We start from the raw sequence: 15936 nt of genomic DNA on the forward strand, positions 1-15936 counted from the left end.
TTGGCGTCAGAGACGGGGGTCCACCGGCTCGGACTCGCAGGCCAGGATCGCGAAGACCAACTCGTGCCGACGCCACAGCGGGGCACCGTCGACCAACGCGTCCACCGCGGCCAGTCCCAGCCCGTGCTCACGCAGCGCCATCCCGCGTTTGCGTCCCAGGGAGCGCTTGCGCAGCGCGGCCAACTCCTCCGGCTCGGTGTAGCCGGGACCGTAGATGATCCGCAGGTACTCCCGTCCCCGGCACTTGATGCCCGGCTGGAGCAGCGAGCCCCGTTCGCTGCGGGCCGCCGGACCGGCGTACGGCTTGACCACCATGCCCTCGCCGCCGGCCCCGGTCAGCTCCAGCCACCAGTGGGTCGCGGCCTGTACCGCGTCCGGGTCGCCGAGGTCGACCACCTGGCGTCGGGTCGGCGTGAAGAACTCCGGGTCCGCCGCGCAGAGCCGGTCGGCCTGGGCCAGGTGCCAGCCGTGGTCGCGGTCGGCGTACCCGGCGGAACCGCCGGCCAGCACCGCGAACGGGGCCAACGTCACCCCGCGTAACCCGTCCGTGGGTCCCACGTACGCCCGGTAGGCGGACGTGTAGGCGAGCACGTCGTCCCGGCGACGGGCGGTCCGGTCGCGCAGCGCGGTCACGTCCAGCCCGCGCGCGGCGGCGGCGTCCAGCGAGTCCAGTGCCGCCGGCAGGGCCGCCCGGCCGGCGGCACCGACCCCGGCGTACTGCTCCCGGATGAGGCCACCGGCCTTCGCCGACCAGGGCAGCAGTTCACAGTCGAGCAACAGCCAGTCGGTCTCCATCTCTGCCCAGAGCCCGGCGGCGGTCACCGCCGCGCGGACCCGGTCGAGCAGTTCGGTGTCGAGCGGTTCGCCGAAGAACGGCCGTCCGGTGCGGGTGTGGACCACCCCGCCGCCCGGTCCGAACGGGCCACCGTTCGGCTCCCGGCAGACCAGCACCACCGCGCGGGAGCCCATGTGCTTCTCCTCGCAGACCACCCGGTCCACCCCGGCCGCCCGGTAGTCGGCGAACGCCTCCGTCGGGTGTTCCAGGTAGCCGTCGACGCGGGACGTCGAGCAGGGCGCCATGGTCGGCGGCAACCAGACCAGCCGGCGCGGGTCGACCGCGAAGCGGCTCATCACCTCCAACGCGGCGGCGGCGTTCTCCGCCGGCACCGTCAACGAGCCGTACGTGTGCTCCACGTGCCGCCGCCCGGCCACGTCGGTCAGCTCCAGCACCTCGTCGGGGCGGGACGGAGCGGCGACGAGCGGGCGCACCGGGGCGTACCACTCGCGTTCCGCCGGCACCGAGACCAGCTCGCGTTCCGGGTAGCGCAGCGCGGTCAGCCGCCCACCGAAGACGCACCCGGTGTCGACGCAGATGGTGTTGTTGATCCACTCGGGCTCGGGGGTGGGGGTGTGGCCGTAGACGACGGTGGCCGCACCCCGGTACTCGCGGGCCCACGGGTAGCGCACCGGCAGGCCGTACTCGTCGGTCTCGCCGGTCGTCTCGCCGTACAGCGCGAAGGCGCGTACCCGGCCGGAGGCGCGGCCCTGGTACTCCTCCTTGAGCCCGGCGTGCGCGACCACCAGCCGGCCGCCGTCGAGCAGGTAGTGGCTGACCAGCCCGTCGACGAAGGTGGCCACCTCGGCGGTGAACTCGGCAGGCTCGGCCGCCAACTGGTCCAGCGTCTCGGCCAGGCCGTGCGCCACCTTCACGTTGCGCCCGCGCAGCTTGCGCAGCAGCTTCTGCTCGTGGTTGCCGGGTACGCAGAGCGCGTGCCCGGCCGCGACCATCCCCATCACCAGGCGGAGCACCCCGGGCGAGTCCGGGCCGCGGTCCACCAGGTCACCGACGAACACGGCGGTACGCCCCGACGGGTGGGTCGCGTCCACCGGGCGACCCGCCTCGTCGTGGTGCAGCCGCCAGCCCAGCCGGAGCAGCAACGTCTCCAGTTCCGCCCGGCAGCCGTGCACGTCACCGACGATGTCGAACGGCCCGGTCAGCTCCCGGCGGTCGTTGAACATCCGCTCGTACCGGATCTCGGCGCGGTCGATCTCGTCGGTGCCGCGCAGGACGTGCACCTTGCGGAAGCCCTCCCGGGCCAACTGGCCGTAGCTGCGACGCAGGTCGCGTGACATCCGGGCGAGCACCTGCCGACCCAAGGTGCGGTCGCTGCGCGCCTCCGTACGCTCCCAGGCCAGCGCCTCCGGCACGTCCAGCACGATCGCCACCGGCAGCACGTCGTGCTCCCGGGCGACGCGGACCAGGCCGGCGCGGGCGTGCGGCTGGAGGTTGGTGGCGTCGACCACGGTGAGTCGACCGGCACGCAGCCGCTTGGCGGCCACGTAGTGCAGCGCGTCGAAGGCGTCGGCGGAGGCGGACTGGTCGTTCTCGTCGTCGGCGACCATCGCCCGGAACGCGTCCGAGGAGAGCACCTGGCTGGGCGCGAAGTGCCGGCCGGCGAACGTCGACTTGCCGGAGCCCGAGACTCCGACCAACGCCACCAGCGCCAGCTCGGGGATGTCCAGGACGCTCATGATCGCTCCTTGGAATAAGGAAGGGCACCTTGTTAACGCCTCCGGTAGAGCAAGGGCCCCCTATTAACTTTCAGATCCGGGTGAACGCTCAGATCCGGGTGAACACGGCGAGCTGGGTGGGAGCGCCCACCTCCGGGTCGTCGTCGCCGACGCCGGACGAGGCGGCCGTGTAGCCGTACGTCGCGCAGACTCGGCGCACCCAGTCGGCGAACTCGGCGCGGGACCACTCGAACCGGTGGTCGGGATGCCGGAAGGCACCCGGCGTCAGCCCCTCGTACCGCACGTTGTGCTCGACGTTCGGCGTGGTCACCACGACCGTCGTCGGTCGGGCGTACCCGAACACGCTGTCCTCCAGCGCCGGCAGCCGAGGCGGATCGACGTGCTCGACCACCTCCATCAGCACCGCCGCGTCGTACCCGCGCAACCGGTCGTCCCGATAGGTCAACGCGGACTGCCGCAGCGTCACCCGGTCGCGCTGACGCTCGGGCAACCGGTCCAGCCGCAGCCGCCGGGCGGCCGACGCGAGCGCCTGGGCGGAGACGTCGGTGCCGACGATCTCGGTGAACCGCCGGTCCCCGATCAGCGTCGCCAGCAACGTGCCCCCGCCACAGCCCAGGTCCAGCACCCGATGCGCACCGGCAGCCACCAGCGCGGCGTGCACCGCCGTCCGGCGGCGCGCGGCCAGCGACGCCCGGGCCCCGCCCGCGCGGGCCGGCACCTCGTCCACGTCGTCGTCCGCCGTCGGCTCGTCGACGGGCCGCTGGGCGGCCAGGCGCTCCAACGCCGCACCGGCCAGCGCCCGCCGGTGCGCCAGGTAGCGGCGGGCGATCAGCGCACGCTCCGGGTGGTCACCGAGCCAACCCGCGCCCGCCCGCAACAGCTTGTCGACCTCGTCCGGCGCCACCCAGTAGTGCTTCGCGTCGTCCAGCACGGGCAGCAGGACGTACAGGTGGTTGAGCGCGTCGGCCACCCGCAGCGTGCCGGTGAGGGTCAGATCGACGTACCGGCTGTCGCCCCACTCCGGGTACGCCTCGTCGAGCGGGACGGCGGTCGCGGTGACGGCCCAACCGAGCGGAGTGAAGAGGCGTACGGCCACGTCGGCGCCGCCCCGGCAGCGCAGCACCGGCACCCGTACCTCCAGCGGGATGGCCGTACCCGCCAACTCCGGGCGGTCCCGCGACTCGCCGCGCAACGCCGACCGGAACACCCGCGACAGCGCCGAGGCGAGCAGGCTGGACGCGGCGTACTGCCGGTCGTTGACGTACCGCCCGAGGGTGAAGGTCTCCGGCGTGGTGGCCGAGTGGCGGCCCCGACCCCGGCCCTGCGCGGCGAGCTTCGCCGGGTCGACGTCGAGCAGCAGCGCGGCGGTGCAGCGCCGCTCCCCGGCCTCGGGATAGAAGACGTGCGCGGTGCCGACGGGCACGTCGAAGGTGTGCGTGCGGTCGGGGTGCTTGACCAGGAGATGGCCCAGGTCGGTCGCGGGGTGGTGCGTGGTGGTCAGGGTGAGCAGCACGCGGCTCATCGTGCCAGGTTGGTCGATCTTGCGTCTGCGGGTTTTTGCGGGGATGGTTGCGGTGGGGGTTTCGCGGGCTCACTCGGGGTGGGTTTCCGGGGAGCCCCACCCGCTCCGGGCGGTCAGGCTTGATCCCTGCGCGGGTGGGGCTCCCCGGAAACCTGACGTGCGCATGCGCCGTCGGAGGCCGAGGGGAGGGCGTGCTGCTCCGGGGAGAGCCGGGGGAGGTGCGTGCTGCTCCTGGGGGGCGTGCGGGGAGGGGGCGGAGGGAGAGGAGCTGGGAGGTCAGCGGTAGTCGTCTTCGTCAGGGGCTACTACGCGGGCCTGCTCCATGGCGTCCCAGTCGGCGACCTCCAGGCCGCGGTGCGGTTCGTCCTCGACCTCGGCGGGGTTGACCACCGTGGCCTGCTCGACCGCGTCGGCCGGCTCGGCCTCCAGGTCGCGTTCGTCAGCGCTGAGGTGGTCGCCGGGGGCGAAGTCCTCGCCGGGCTGGCCCATTCGGTGCCTCCGGGATGTCGGTGGACGGTACCGCTCCACGGTACGGGCTGTGCCGGTGTCGCGCTGGGAACCGGCACGCCACCCGGCGGGGCGAAGAGCGCACCCGGGGTACGGCCGAGTCGGGCGAATCGGCCCACCGGCGGGCCGCCCCGATGCCAGGATGGTCCCGTGGGCTTCCTCATCCGGCTGGTGACGACCGCCGTCGCACTGTGGATCACCACGCTGATCGTGCCGGGGGTCGAGGTGACCGGGCGCACCGGCTACGACACCGTGTTCACCCTGTTGATCGTGGCGTTGATCTTCGGGGTGATCAACGCGGTGCTCAAGCCGTTGATCAAAGTGGTGGGCTGCGTCTTCTACCTGCTGACCCTCGGCCTGTTCGCGCTGGTGGTCAACGCGCTGTTGTTCCTGCTGACGGACTGGATCGCCGGCACCCTCGACCTGCCGTTCCACGTGGACGGCTTCTGGGCCGCCTTCTGGGGAGCCATCGTGATGGCGGTGGCGACCTGGCTGATCAGCGTCGTGGTGCCGGACCGTGCGGACCGTCGGTGAGCCGTCCGGCGCCGGGCCGGTTGTGCCGGGCTGGTCCAGCTACGGGATACTGCCCGCGTAGGACAGCGCGGTCCGGCGCACCAATGGCGATCAGGCGGCCATCCGGCCGACCGCCAACGGAGTTTCGCGCGGCTGCCCGGCCGACCGTCGACAGGCGGCCGAACGGCCGGCGCACGAAGAGCGGCGGCCGCACGGCCGTCAGCGGCAAGTAAGGAGCGTTCGACATGCCCATCGCTTCCCCCGAGGCTTACGCCGAGATGCTGGACCGCGCCAAGGCCGGCCGGTACGCGTACCCGGCGATCAACGTGACGTCGTCCCAGACGCTCAACGCGGCGCTCAAGGGCTTCGCCGACGCGGAGAGCGACGGCATCATCCAGGTCTCCACCGGTGGCGCCGAGTACCTCTCCGGCCCGTCGGTGAAGGACATGGTCACCGGCGCGGTGGCGTTCGCCGCGTACGCGCACGAGGTGGCCAAGAAGTACCCGGTCAACATCGCGCTGCACACCGACCACTGCCCGAAGGACAAGCTGGACAAGTTCGTCCGGCCGCTCATGGCCATCTCGCAGGAGCGGGTCAAGAACGGCCAGGAGCCGCTGTTCCAGTCGCACATGTGGGACGGCTCGGCCGTGCCGGTCGCGGAGAACCTGGAGATCGCCGAGCAGCTTCTCGCCGAGGCCGCCAAGGGCAAGATCGTCCTGGAGATCGAGGTCGGCGTCGTCGGCGGTGAAGAGGACGGCGTCGAGAACGCCATCAACGACAAGCTCTACACCACGGTCGAGGACGGACTCGCCATGGTCGAGTCGCTGGGCCTGGGCGAGAAGGGCCGCTACATGGCCGCCCTGACCTTCGGCAACGTGCACGGCGTCTACAAGCCGGGCAACGTCAAGCTGCGGCCCGAGGTGCTCAAGCAGATCCAGGACGCCGTCGGCGCCAAGTACGGCAAGGACAAGCCGCTCAGCCTGGTCTTCCACGGTGGATCCGGCTCGCTGCTGTCCGAGATCCGCGAGGCGCTGGACTACGGCGTGGTGAAGATGAACATCGACACCGACACGCAGTACACCTTCTCCCGGCCGGTGGCGGACCACATGTTCCGCAACTACGACGGCGTGCTCAAGGTCGACGGCGAGGTCGGCAACAAGAAGCTGTACGACCCCCGGGTGTGGGGCAAGGCCGCCGAGACCGGCATGGCCGCCCGGGTCGCGGAGGCCTGCGAGCACCTGCGCTCGACCGGTACCACGATGACCAAGTGACGTCCTGACGTCGCCGCCGACGGCGGCCGGTTCCTCCCACGGGGCCGGCCGCCGTCGCGTTTCTGGGCTTCGTGCAAGGAGGGGTCCCCTACTAACGCCTGGTGTATAGCAGGGGTCCCTTCCTTACACCGAGAACGGAGCTTTCTCCGCCGACGGTCGGAGGAGCAGACGGACCGCCTCGTGCACGTCGTCGGTGAGGTGCACGGTGCCGGAGAGGTCGCCGAACGGCGACGTGGACAGCAGGGGCTTCAGCAGTGACTCCACCGGCAGTTCCGAGGTCCAGTACTCGCGGTCCAGGAACACGTACGCCCCGCTGGCCCCGTCCGTGCCGTAGTAGGTCTTCGTGGCCGCCTGGAACACCTCCTGCACCGTGCCCGCGCGGCCGGGTGCGAAGACGATCCCGCCCCGGGCCAGCCGCAGGATGGTGTCCTCGCGGATGGCGTTGGAGAAGTACTTGGCGATCCGGCCGGCGAACAGGTTCGCCGGTTCGTGGCCGTAGAGCCAGGTCGGCACCGCCAGCCCGCCACAGTTGGCCCAGTCCAGGTCGCCGGTGGTCAGCGCGGCGGAGTCGGCCCGGTACGCGACGGCCGGCTCGCCGTCGTCCTCCGGTGGTGGCGTGACCGAGCGGCCGAACAGCTCCCGCACCCGCAGCGCCGCCGCCGTGTAGCGGTCGTGGTCGGTGAAGTCGGGTGCGGCGGCGAGCAGGTCGATGGCGGCGGTGAGGTCCTCGGCCGACCGGGTCGACAGGTACGCGCCCAGGTTGGCGGCCTCCATCACACCCGGGCCGCCGCCGGTCACCACCAGGCGGTGGGCCCGCGCCAGCTCCCAGCCCAGCACGGCGGCCGTCCGGTACGGCGCGCTGCCTCGGCGTACGGCGTGCCCGCCCATCACCCCGACGACGGACTGCGGTCCGTGCGTGGCCAGCCAGGCCCGGGTGGCGTCGGCCAGCGCGTTGTCCACGCCGTGGTCGTGCAACCGCTGGCCGAGCGCTTCGCGTACGTCGGGGAGTGCCCCGCCGTGCGCGCGGAAGTGCGCGTACACGCGGCTGTCGTACATCGCCTCGAAGCCGCCCTCGGTGAAGCCGGCGGCCAGTTCCTCGGGGGTGTAGAGGTGCGGTGGCTGGGTCGGGTACGGCAGCCCGGAGAAGGGCGGCACCACGTTCGCGCCGCGCCGGACCAGGTCCGCGCCGACCTGCCGGGAGGCGAAGCGGCAGCCGACGAAGAGGGCTCCGGCGACCTCGATGTCGCTGAGGTCGGGGACCGGGTCCAGGTCCAGCCGGAGCCCCTGGACGGTCAGCCCGACCAGGGTTCCGTCGGCGAGCCGTTGATCGAGTTCGGCCCGGGTCTGGATCTCGTTCAACCAGGTGTGCGGCTCGATGACGTCCGCGGGGGGTGGGGTCGGCACCCGGCCATCCTGCCCGGTTGCCGCAACCGTGCCCGAGCTGACCCCGACCGGCTGGGAAAGGTGGCGGGAGCCCGGCGGCCTGGCCGAGCTCCCGCAACTCCGGTTCCTGGGGAGGCTCCGGTCTTTTAGTTGTAGTGGAAAGGACCGGGCGGCGGCATGGGCCGCAGGCGTGACGGACCTCTCGGCCGTTCAGCCAGCCGGCTCGCCGGACCCCCTCGCGGGCCATGGCCGGAAGCGGGTTGAATGGGACGATGCAGAACCTCTTGCCGGAGCCCCCGGCCACGCTCCTGCCCGCACACGACGAGGCCGACGCCACGCTGGCCACGGCCGAGCAGGACGGCGGCGACGAGGCGTTGGCCGCGGTGGCCGGCCGGTTCCCGACGCACAGCGCCGCCTGGGCGGCGTTGGCCGCCCGCGCCCTCGCCGAGGGCCAGGTCGTCGCCGCGTACGCGTACGCCCGCACCGGCTACCACCGGGGACTGGACCAGCTGCGCCGCAGCGGCTGGAAGGGGCACGGGCCGGTGCCCTGGTCGCACGAGCCGAACCGGGGCTTCCTGCGTTGCCTCTATGTGCTGTCCCGCGCCGCCGACGCGATCGGTGAGGCGGACGAGGCGGCCCGCTGTGCCCAGTTCCTCCGTGACTGCGACCCGGCCGCCGCCGACGCGCTGGCCAGCAACTGAGCGCCCGTCGAGCCGCCGACTCGGGGGAGACGCTCCCCGGGCCGGCGGCCCGACGTGACGCGGTCGGGGTCTAGAGTCCCTCGGCGACCGAGGCGGCGATCTTGAGCCAGGCGTCCCGGGTCGCCGCCGAGAGTTGGGCGTACCGGATCGGCTCTCCGGTGTCGATGAGCCGCTCGTACGGTGCCAGCAACACGCCCCGGGTACGCGCGGCGAAGTGCTCCTGGATCGCGGGCAGGTCGATCTCCTTGCGCGACGGCGGCATGGAGACCACCGTGACCGCCTGCCGGACCAGCCGTTGCCGACCGCTCTGCTCCAGGTGGTCGAGCATCCGGGCAGCGGTCTCGGCCGAGTCGTTACGGGCCGACATGGTGACCACCAGTTGGTCGGTGGCGTCCATCGCGGCCTGCCAGTTCTGGGCCCGGACGTTGTTGCCGGTGTCCACGAAGATCAGCTTGTAGAAGCGGCTGACCACCTCACGGATCTCGCCGAAAGCCGAGGCGGTGAGCATCTCGCCGCCGGTGGCCGACTCGTCGGAGGCGAGGACGTCGAACATCCCCTCGCCCTGCGAGCGGACGTACTGCGACAGGTCACCGACCCGCCCGTGGGCACCGTGGAACTGCCCCAGGTCACGCAGCAGATCCCGGACCGTACGCGAGTGGAAGTCCTGCTGCGCGCGCATGCCGAGGGTGCCCTGGGTCTCGTTGTTGTCCCAGGCCAGGACGTACCCGCCGCGCTTCTGGCCGAAGGTCATCGCGAGCAGCAGGATGGCGACGGTCTTGCCCGCCCCGCCCTTCGGGTTGACCACGGTCACCTGCCGGAGCCCGCCGAAGTTGCGGCGGACCGTCTCGATGTCCCGCTTGAGTTCCAGCTCCTGCCGGCCGGGTGGCAGCTTCACCAGGCCGGTCCGGTTCACCACCGCCCGTACGCCCATGGTGGCGACCGGGTCGGCCGGGCGGACCTGCCGCCGCCGGGCGAAGTCCTCGGCGGTGGGCGGGACGCCCGGCTCAGCCGGGTTCCAGGCCGGATCGGGGTAGCCGACGGGCGTCGGGGTCGCGCCCGGGTAGGGCAGTTGCGGCGTCGGGGACGTCGTCGTCGGCGCGCCCTGCTGCCAGGGTGCCGGGTTCCAGGCCGGCTGCGGCGGGAACGGTCCGGGCGGCGACTCCGCCTGATGCGGCGCCGGGTACGACGAGCCGTCCGGATACGGCGGCACCGCGCCGGGCTGGGTCGGCGCTACCCCGGGCTGGGTCGGGACTGCCCCGGGTTGCGGCGATGCCGCGCCGGGTGGGGACGGCACCGCATCGGGCTGTGGCGGGAACGGGCCGGACTGGGGCGGTGGTATCGGGACGCCGTGCTGCGGCACCGGCGGCACGACCGCGCCCTGGTGCTCGGGGAACGGACCGACGTGCGGCAACGGGAACGCGTCACGGTGCGGCGGCGGTACCGGGGTGCCGTGCTGCGGTGCGGGCACGGGGTACGTCCCGGCCTGCGGCGGCACCGGCCGACTGGTTCCGACGGCCGACGGCACCGGCGGAGGCGGCTGCATACCGGGGGCCCAACCGGGACGCGGCGGGCCGTCGGTGGTCTGGGCCGGGTCGCTGCCCTCCGGCAGGTTGGCGGTCGGGCGCTGCGGAGGTTGAGCCCAGGGCGACTCCGTCGACGGCCGGGGCGGCGGCGGGGCGTCGCCGAGCGGACGGTCGCCGCCGCCCGTCGAGGTCTCCGCAGTCCCCGCCTCGGTCCCGCCGTCCAGGTCCGGCCCACCGTCGTCCGCAGGCGAGCCGATGTCGGCGGCGGGCCGCAGGTCGGCGTCGGCACGCGGACCGTGGTCGGCCGTCGCGTCCGGCGGCGGGCCCGCGGTGCCGGACGTGCGCTCGTGCGGAGGCGCGAGCGAGGTCGGCCGGTCGAGGGTGAACGGCAGGTCCAGGTCGACCCGGCCGTGCTCCGGCTGCGGCGGTACGGGTGCCCAGCCGGTGGGCGGTGGCACACTCGCGCGCCCGCCGACCACGGGTGGAGGCACGTTCGCCCGCCCGCCGACCACGGGCGGTGGCACGTTCGCCTGCTCGCCGACCACGGGCGGTGGTGTCGGCGCCCATCCCGGCGGCGGACCTGACTCGCCGCCGACACCATTGGGCCCACCGGCGGTCAGTGACGGGTAGTCGGCGGGCGATGGCGGACCGGCCGGCTGACCGGTCGACGGCAGGTGACCCGGCGGACCGGCGGTCGGCGGCACCGGGTAGGCCGAGCGGTCCGGGGGAACGGGCGGCGCGGCGGGAGGCGTCGGTGGCGTCGCCCATGCGGGCGTGCCGAAGCCCTCGACCTGGTCCGGCGGCCAGAGTGGTTCGATGTCCCGTTCCGGCGCCCCTTGCTGGCCGGGCACGTGCGCCCGGTCGGCGTTCTCGTCCACCACGGTTCCTCCCCCATTCCCTCTGCCGAGGATAGGCCCACCGGCCGACCTCGGCCGCCGACGCGGGGTGGGGGTCAGACCGCCCAGACCGCCCAGGCACCCGACTCGGTCCACCAGGACCGCTTACGGGTCAACTGCCCCTCCACGCCGTCGTCCAGATACGGCAGCGCAGCCTCGTCCCGGGGCAGCACGGACACCGCCCGGCCCCGGGCCCGACGTACCTCCAGGCGTACCCGTCGGCGACCCAGCCGTGACCGGGTCACCACCGGGACCGCCACCGCGACCTCGACCAGCCCGTCCGTCGGGTCGGGCGCGGCGAGCAGGGTGACGTCGTCGAGCCGGGCGTACCCGGCGGCGTTGCCGATCGCGCAGGCCAGCAGCGGGTCGTCGCCGTGGGAGAGCACCGCGTCGTCCACCTCCACCCGACCACGCCAGTGCAACGGGCGCCCGTCCTCGGCGGCGGCACCGAGCAGCGCGCCGTCCAGGGTCACCGAGCCGCCGTCGTTGCGCAGCAGGTCCAGTCGGCGGGGCGTGCCGTCGAGTACGGCGGCGGCCACCGCCGCCGGATCACGGGGCAGGCCGAGCTGCGCGGCGAGGTCCCGGTGCGTGGTGCTGCGGGCCGGATCCAGCGGCAGTACGCCGACGGGCGGCAGGTCCGGCACGGTCCGGCCGTCGGCCAGGTCGGCCGGACGACGACTCGGCGGCGGGGCGTACCGCCGGACCAACCGGCGTATCACGGCCCGCAACTGTGCGTCACCAGCCACTGCCAGCACGAGGCGGACCTTGGAGTCCGGGTCGGGCCAGGTGAGCCCGTCCGGCCGAGGCGGTGCGTCCAGTCGGGCCAGCACCTCGTCGATCTCCGTGTCCGATCGGGCGGTCACCGTCTCGACCCGTGCGCCTCGGGCGGTCAGCGCGTCTGCGCAGGCCAGCACCGGTACGCGCGGCGTCTCGCAGCGTTCCGGCCGGTCCGGGGCGGCCTCGGGCGTTCCGCCGCAACAGGCACCGCCGCTGCCACAACCGGCCCCGGGAGCGTCCCGCTCCGAGCCGAGGGTGAGCAGCACCACGTCGTACACGGGTAGGCCCCTCCTGCCTCTCGGCGCGACCCCTGCCGGTCGTGCCGTCACTACTTGTTAACCTGACACCCCGGGCTCGCTGACACGGTCGCCATCTGGCACCCGAGCCTTCTGGAGGCGAAGAGATGCCAGCGATCGTGCTCATCGGCGCTCAGTGGGGTGACGAGGGCAAGGGCAAGGTTACCGACCAACTGGGTGAGCGGGTCGACTACGTCGTGCGCTACTCCGGCGGCAACAACGCCGGGCACACCGTGATCACCCCTGACGGCCAGAAGTACGCGCTGCACCTCATGCCCTCGGGTGCGCTCTCCCCGAACGCCGTGATCGTCATCGGCAACGGCGTGGTGGTCGACCCGAAGGTGCTGCTGAACGAGATCGACGGGCTCGCCGAGCGCGGCGTGGACGTCTCCCGGCTGCGCATCTCCGGCGACGCGCACCTGATCATGCCGCACCACCGGGCGCTGGACCGGGTGGTCGAGCGCTACCTGGGCAGCTCCCGCATCGGCACCACCGGCCGGGGCATCGGCCCCGCGTACGGCGACAAGGTGGCCCGGATGGGCATCCGGGTGCAGGACCTGCTCGACCCGGGCATCTTCCGCAAGAAGCTGGAACTCGCGCTGCGCGAGAAGAACCAGGTGCTGTTCAAGGTCTACAACCGCAAGGCGGGGGACGTCGACGCCACCATCGAGGAGTACCTGGAGTACGCGGAGCGGCTGCGGCCGTACATCGCGGAGACCCGCGCGATGCTTTGGGACGCGCTGGACCGTGGCGACACCGTGCTCCTCGAAGGTGCCCAGGCCACCATGCTCGACATGGACCACGGCACGTACCCCTTCGTCACCTCGTCGAACCCGACGGCCGGTGGCGCGTGCGTGGGCGCGGGCATCCCGCCGACCGCGATCACGAAGGTGATCGCGGTGAGCAAGGCGTACACCACCCGGGTCGGTTCGGGTCCGTTCCCGACCGAGCTCTTCGACGAGAACGGCGCGCACCTGCGCAAGGTCGGCCACGAGTACGGCACCACCACCGGCCGGGAGCGCCGCTGCGGCTGGTTCGACGCGGTGGTGGCCCGGTACTCGTGCCGCCTCAACGGCGTCACCGACCTGGTCGTCACGAAGCTGGACGTCCTCACCGGGCTGGCCACCGTGCCGATCTGCGTCGGCTACGAGATCAACGGCAAGCGCGTCGACGACATGCCGATGACCCAGACCGACTTCCACCACGCCACGCCGATCTACGAAGAGCACGAAGGCTGGTGGGAGGACATCACCAAGGCGCGGACCGAGGACGACCTCCCCGAGAACGCCCGGCGCTACATCGCCCGCATCGAGCAGCTCTGCAACACCCGCGTCAGCGTCGTGGGCGTAGGCCCCGGCCGCGAGGAAAACGTAACCCGCCACCCCCTCCTCCCCTAACCCCTCCTCCCCACCCCCCTCTCCGCGTTGATCAAGAAGTTTTGGTCACGGTGGGAGGTCCCGGGTGACCCAAATCCCTTGATCAACTCCGCAGGCGGCGGAGGTTGTCCACAGGGGGCGGCGGGTTATCCACAGGGGTGGAAAAGTGGGGCTGCGGGCGGTGGGGTGGGGGGATGGGGGAGACGGGACTCGGGGCGCGAAGCGGTGTGGTGACGGTGGAACAGGCGCTGTCGGCGGGGTTCACTCGGGGGCAGATCCGCCACCTGGTCCGGTCGGGGCGTTGGGTCAGGCTGGCCCGGGGGCGCTTCACGCCGTCCACCGAACCTGACCCGTTGGCGCTACGACGGGCCCGGATCCGGGCGGCGGTGGACAGTCTGGGGCCGGAGGCGGTGGCCGTGCTGGGGACCGCCGCCGAGATGCACGGGATCGCCGGGCTGCGTGCCGCGTCCGAGATCCACGTCTCGGTGCCGGTGCAGTGCCCGCGCCCGCAGCGGCGTACGGATCCGGAAATCGTCGTACACCAGTTGACCCTGGGTTCAGAGGATGTCGAGGTGCTGGCCGGTGTGCCGGTCACCACGGCTGTGCGTACCGTCGCCGACGTCATCCTGCGCGCAGACCGGTACCCGGCGGTCTGCGTCCTGGACTCGGCCCTCAACAAGCGGCTGCTCACCGAGGCGGACCTGGCGTCGATCCCCGCTCTGATCGCCGGACGGCGCGGTGCGGTCGCCGCCCGGCGGCACCTCACCGAGACGGACGGCCGGGCCCAGTCACCGTTGGAGACGCGTGCCCGGCTGCGGTGCGTCGACGGCGGTGTCCCGCCGGACGTGCTCCAGGTCGAGGTTCGAGACGAGGACGGCTGGCTCCTGGGCGTCGGTGACCTGGGCTGGCGCCGGGCCCGCCTGATCGCCGAGGCGGACGGCAGAGGGCCGCACGACGGACCGCAGGCGATCTACGCGGACCGGATGCGACAGAACCGTCTGGTCAACGCCGGCTGGCGCATCCTCCGTTTCACCTGGTCCGACACCCTCCACCCCGACTACATCCCGCAAACCGTCAAACAAGCCCTCCGCACCCCCCACTAACCCCGCCGCCCCAGCCTCACGCGGCCCGCCCTGCCCCGCCCGCACTGCCCCGCCCACCTCGTTGATCAAGAAGTTTGGGCGTCTACACGCCGGAATTGAGACGCGAACTTCTTGATCAACAGGGTCGAGGAGGGTGGTGGGTAGGATGCCGGCTGTGCGTGTTCTGTTGCTGGGTAGTGGTGGACGGGAGCACGCGCTTGCGCTGCGGCTCGCCGAGGATCCGACCGTTGAGCAGGTGATCGCGGCACCGGGCAATCCCGGCATCGCGGGCGTTGCCGAGCTGCGGGAGGTCGTGGCGACCGATCCCGAAGCCGTGGCGGCACTCGCGGTCGAGGTGGCCGCCGACCTGGTCGTGATCGGGCCGGAGGCGCCGCTGGTCGCCGGAGTCGCCGACGCGCTGCGGGCCAAGGGCATCGCGGTGTTCGGCCCGTCGGCCGAGGCGGCGCAGCTGGAAGGCTCCAAGACGTTCGCCAAGGACGTGATGACGGCCGCCGGTGTGCCCACGGCCCGCGCCCACACCTGCACCGACGAGGCGGGTACGGCCGCTGCCCTGGACGAGTTCGGGCCGCCGTACGTGGTGAAGAACGACGGGCTCGCCGCCGGCAAGGGCGTGGTGGTGACCGAGGACCGCGACGCCGCGCTGCGGCACGCCGCCGAGTGCGGTCGGGTGGTCGTCGAGGAGTACCTGGCCGGCCCGGAGGTCTCGCTGTTCGTGGTGACCGACGGCGAGGCCGCCGTGCCGCTGCTGCCGGCGCAGGACTTCAAGCGGGTCGGTGACGGTGACAGCGGCCCGAACACCGGCGGCATGGGTGCGTACGCGCCGCTGCCCTGGGCGCCGTCCGACCTGGTCGATGACGTGATGCGGGACGTCGTGCACCCCACGCTGGTCGAGATGCGTCGTCGGGGCACGCCCTTCGCCGGCCTGCTCTACGTCGGGCTGGCGATCACCGCCGACGGTCCCCGGGTGATCGAGTTCAACGCCCGCTTCGGCGACCCGGAGACCCAGGTGGTGCTCGCCCTGCTGGAGACGCCGCTGGCCGGTCTGCTGCACGCCGCCGCCACCGGCACGCTGGCCGAGCACCCGCCGCTGCGCTGGCACGACGGCGCGGCGGTGACCGTGGTGGTCGCCGCCGAGGGCTATCCGGCCCCGCCGCGTACCGGTGACGTGATCACCGGCGCGGACCGCCCGGGCGTCATCCACGCCGGCACCGCCCGCCGGGCCGCCGACGGTGCCCTGCTCTCCGCCGGCGGCCGGGTCCTCTGCGGTACGGCCACCGGCCCCGACCTGGCCGCCGCGCGCGACGCCGCCTACGAACTGGTACGCGGCATCACGCTGGCCGGGTCGCACCACCGTGGCGACATCGCTTCGTCCGCGATCGACGGCAGGATCACGCTCCCCGCCTGAGCCCTCCGAAGCGGCCCCGGCCAGTCCGGCGGCCTGTCCCTGCCCCGGCGACGTCACCCAATCCGGTGTCGCCTGCGCCCTGACGGTGTCGCCCAGTCCGATGGCTCGCCCGACCCTGGCGATTGTCGACC

12 protein-coding genes are annotated in these 15936 nt (G+C 72.9%); 6 read left to right on the forward strand and 6 right to left on the reverse strand.

Annotation, left to right across the window (positions count from 1 at the left end; translation table 11 throughout):
- Positions 1–6: 6 nt before the first annotated feature.
- The 3 genes from ABZ738_RS18270 to ABZ738_RS18280 form a co-directional block, all read right to left on the reverse strand.
- Positions 7–2532, reverse strand: coding sequence for a polynucleotide kinase-phosphatase (locus ABZ738_RS18270; protein WP_357214544.1), 2526 nt, complete (start codon positions 2530–2532; stop codon positions 7–9).
- Positions 2533–2620: 88 nt separating this feature from the next.
- A complete protein-coding gene (locus ABZ738_RS18275) occupies positions 2621–4045 on the reverse strand; it encodes a 3' terminal RNA ribose 2'-O-methyltransferase Hen1 (RefSeq protein WP_357214757.1) in 1425 nt (474 codons plus the stop codon).
- A gap of 285 nt (positions 4046–4330) precedes the next feature.
- A complete protein-coding gene (locus ABZ738_RS18280) occupies positions 4331–4543 on the reverse strand; it encodes a hypothetical protein (protein WP_176092245.1) in 213 nt (70 codons plus the stop codon).
- Between the two features lie 168 nt (positions 4544–4711).
- On the opposite strand from ABZ738_RS18280, the gene ABZ738_RS18285 reads away from it, so the two are divergent.
- Both ABZ738_RS18285 and fbaA read left to right on the forward strand, forming a co-directional pair.
- Entirely contained in the window at positions 4712–5095 is a 384-nt protein-coding gene (locus tag ABZ738_RS18285; protein ID WP_131055186.1) for a phage holin family protein, read from the forward strand.
- 224 nt (positions 5096–5319) lie between these two features.
- Complete coding sequence (gene fbaA, locus ABZ738_RS18290; protein WP_131055184.1) at positions 5320–6345, forward strand: class II fructose-bisphosphate aldolase; 1026 nt, start codon at positions 5320–5322, stop codon at positions 6343–6345.
- A 123-nt stretch (positions 6346–6468) separates the two neighbouring features.
- Here fbaA and ABZ738_RS18295 read toward each other — a convergent pair whose 3' ends face one another.
- A complete protein-coding gene (locus tag ABZ738_RS18295; RefSeq protein WP_176092246.1) occupies positions 6469–7749 on the reverse strand; it encodes a hypothetical protein in 1281 nt (426 codons plus the stop codon).
- 251 nt (positions 7750–8000) lie between these two features.
- On the opposite strand from ABZ738_RS18295, the gene ABZ738_RS18300 reads away from it, so the two are divergent.
- Entirely contained in the window at positions 8001–8429 is a 429-nt protein-coding gene (locus ABZ738_RS18300) for a DUF3151 domain-containing protein (RefSeq protein ID WP_176092247.1), read from the forward strand.
- Positions 8430–8499: 70 nt separating this feature from the next.
- Here ABZ738_RS18300 and ABZ738_RS18305 read toward each other — a convergent pair whose 3' ends face one another.
- Both ABZ738_RS18305 and ABZ738_RS18310 read right to left on the reverse strand, forming a co-directional pair.
- The gene (locus ABZ738_RS18305) at positions 8500–10833 is read right to left on the reverse strand and encodes a chromosome partitioning protein (RefSeq protein ID WP_357214551.1); all 2334 of its coding nucleotides are present in this window, start codon (positions 10831–10833) and stop codon (positions 8500–8502) included.
- 71 nt (positions 10834–10904) lie between these two features.
- On the reverse strand, positions 10905–11903 hold the full coding sequence (locus ABZ738_RS18310) for a hypothetical protein (protein ID WP_357214553.1): 999 nt from the start codon (positions 11901–11903) through the stop codon (positions 10905–10907).
- Positions 11904–12028: 125 nt separating this feature from the next.
- Here ABZ738_RS18310 and ABZ738_RS18315 point away from each other — a divergent pair, with 125 nt between their 5' ends.
- The 3 genes from ABZ738_RS18315 (at position 12029) to purD (ending at position 15805) form a co-directional block, all read left to right on the forward strand.
- Entirely contained in the window at positions 12029–13318 is a 1290-nt protein-coding gene (locus ABZ738_RS18315) for an adenylosuccinate synthase (protein ID WP_131056071.1), read from the forward strand.
- A gap of 173 nt (positions 13319–13491) precedes the next feature.
- Positions 13492–14400 carry a type IV toxin-antitoxin system AbiEi family antitoxin domain-containing protein gene (locus ABZ738_RS18320; RefSeq protein WP_176092251.1) on the forward strand — a complete coding sequence of 303 codons (909 nt, stop codon included), beginning with the start codon at positions 13492–13494 and terminating at the stop codon, positions 14398–14400.
- A 154-nt stretch (positions 14401–14554) separates the two neighbouring features.
- Positions 14555–15805: a phosphoribosylamine--glycine ligase gene (gene purD / locus ABZ738_RS18325; protein WP_176092252.1), complete on the forward strand. Its 1251-nt coding sequence runs from the start codon at positions 14555–14557 to the stop codon at positions 15803–15805.
- The last annotated feature ends 131 nt before the right edge of the window (positions 15806–15936 follow it).

It is taken from the genome of Micromonospora sp. NPDC047793 (assembly GCF_040642635.1).
Lineage (GTDB): Bacteria > Actinomycetota > Actinomycetes > Mycobacteriales > Micromonosporaceae > Micromonospora.

Excerpts from the sequence above, each read along its gene's own strand:
- ABZ738_RS18270 (WP_357214544.1), bottom strand. The coding sequence starts at position 2,532 with ATGAGCGTCCTGGACATCCCCGAGCTGGCGCTGGTGGCGTTGGTCGGA.
- ABZ738_RS18280 (WP_176092245.1), bottom strand. The coding sequence starts at position 4,543 with ATGGGCCAGCCCGGCGAGGACTTCGCCCCCGGCGACCACCTCAGCGCT.
- fbaA (WP_131055184.1), top strand. The coding sequence starts at position 5,320 with ATGCCCATCGCTTCCCCCGAGGCTTACGCCGAGATGCTGGACCGCGCC.
- ABZ738_RS18300 (WP_176092247.1), top strand. The coding sequence starts at position 8,001 with ATGCAGAACCTCTTGCCGGAGCCCCCGGCCACGCTCCTGCCCGCACAC.
- ABZ738_RS18315 (WP_131056071.1), top strand. The coding sequence starts at position 12,029 with ATGCCAGCGATCGTGCTCATCGGCGCTCAGTGGGGTGACGAGGGCAAG.
- ABZ738_RS18320 (WP_176092251.1), top strand. The coding sequence starts at position 13,492 with ATGGGGGAGACGGGACTCGGGGCGCGAAGCGGTGTGGTGACGGTGGAA.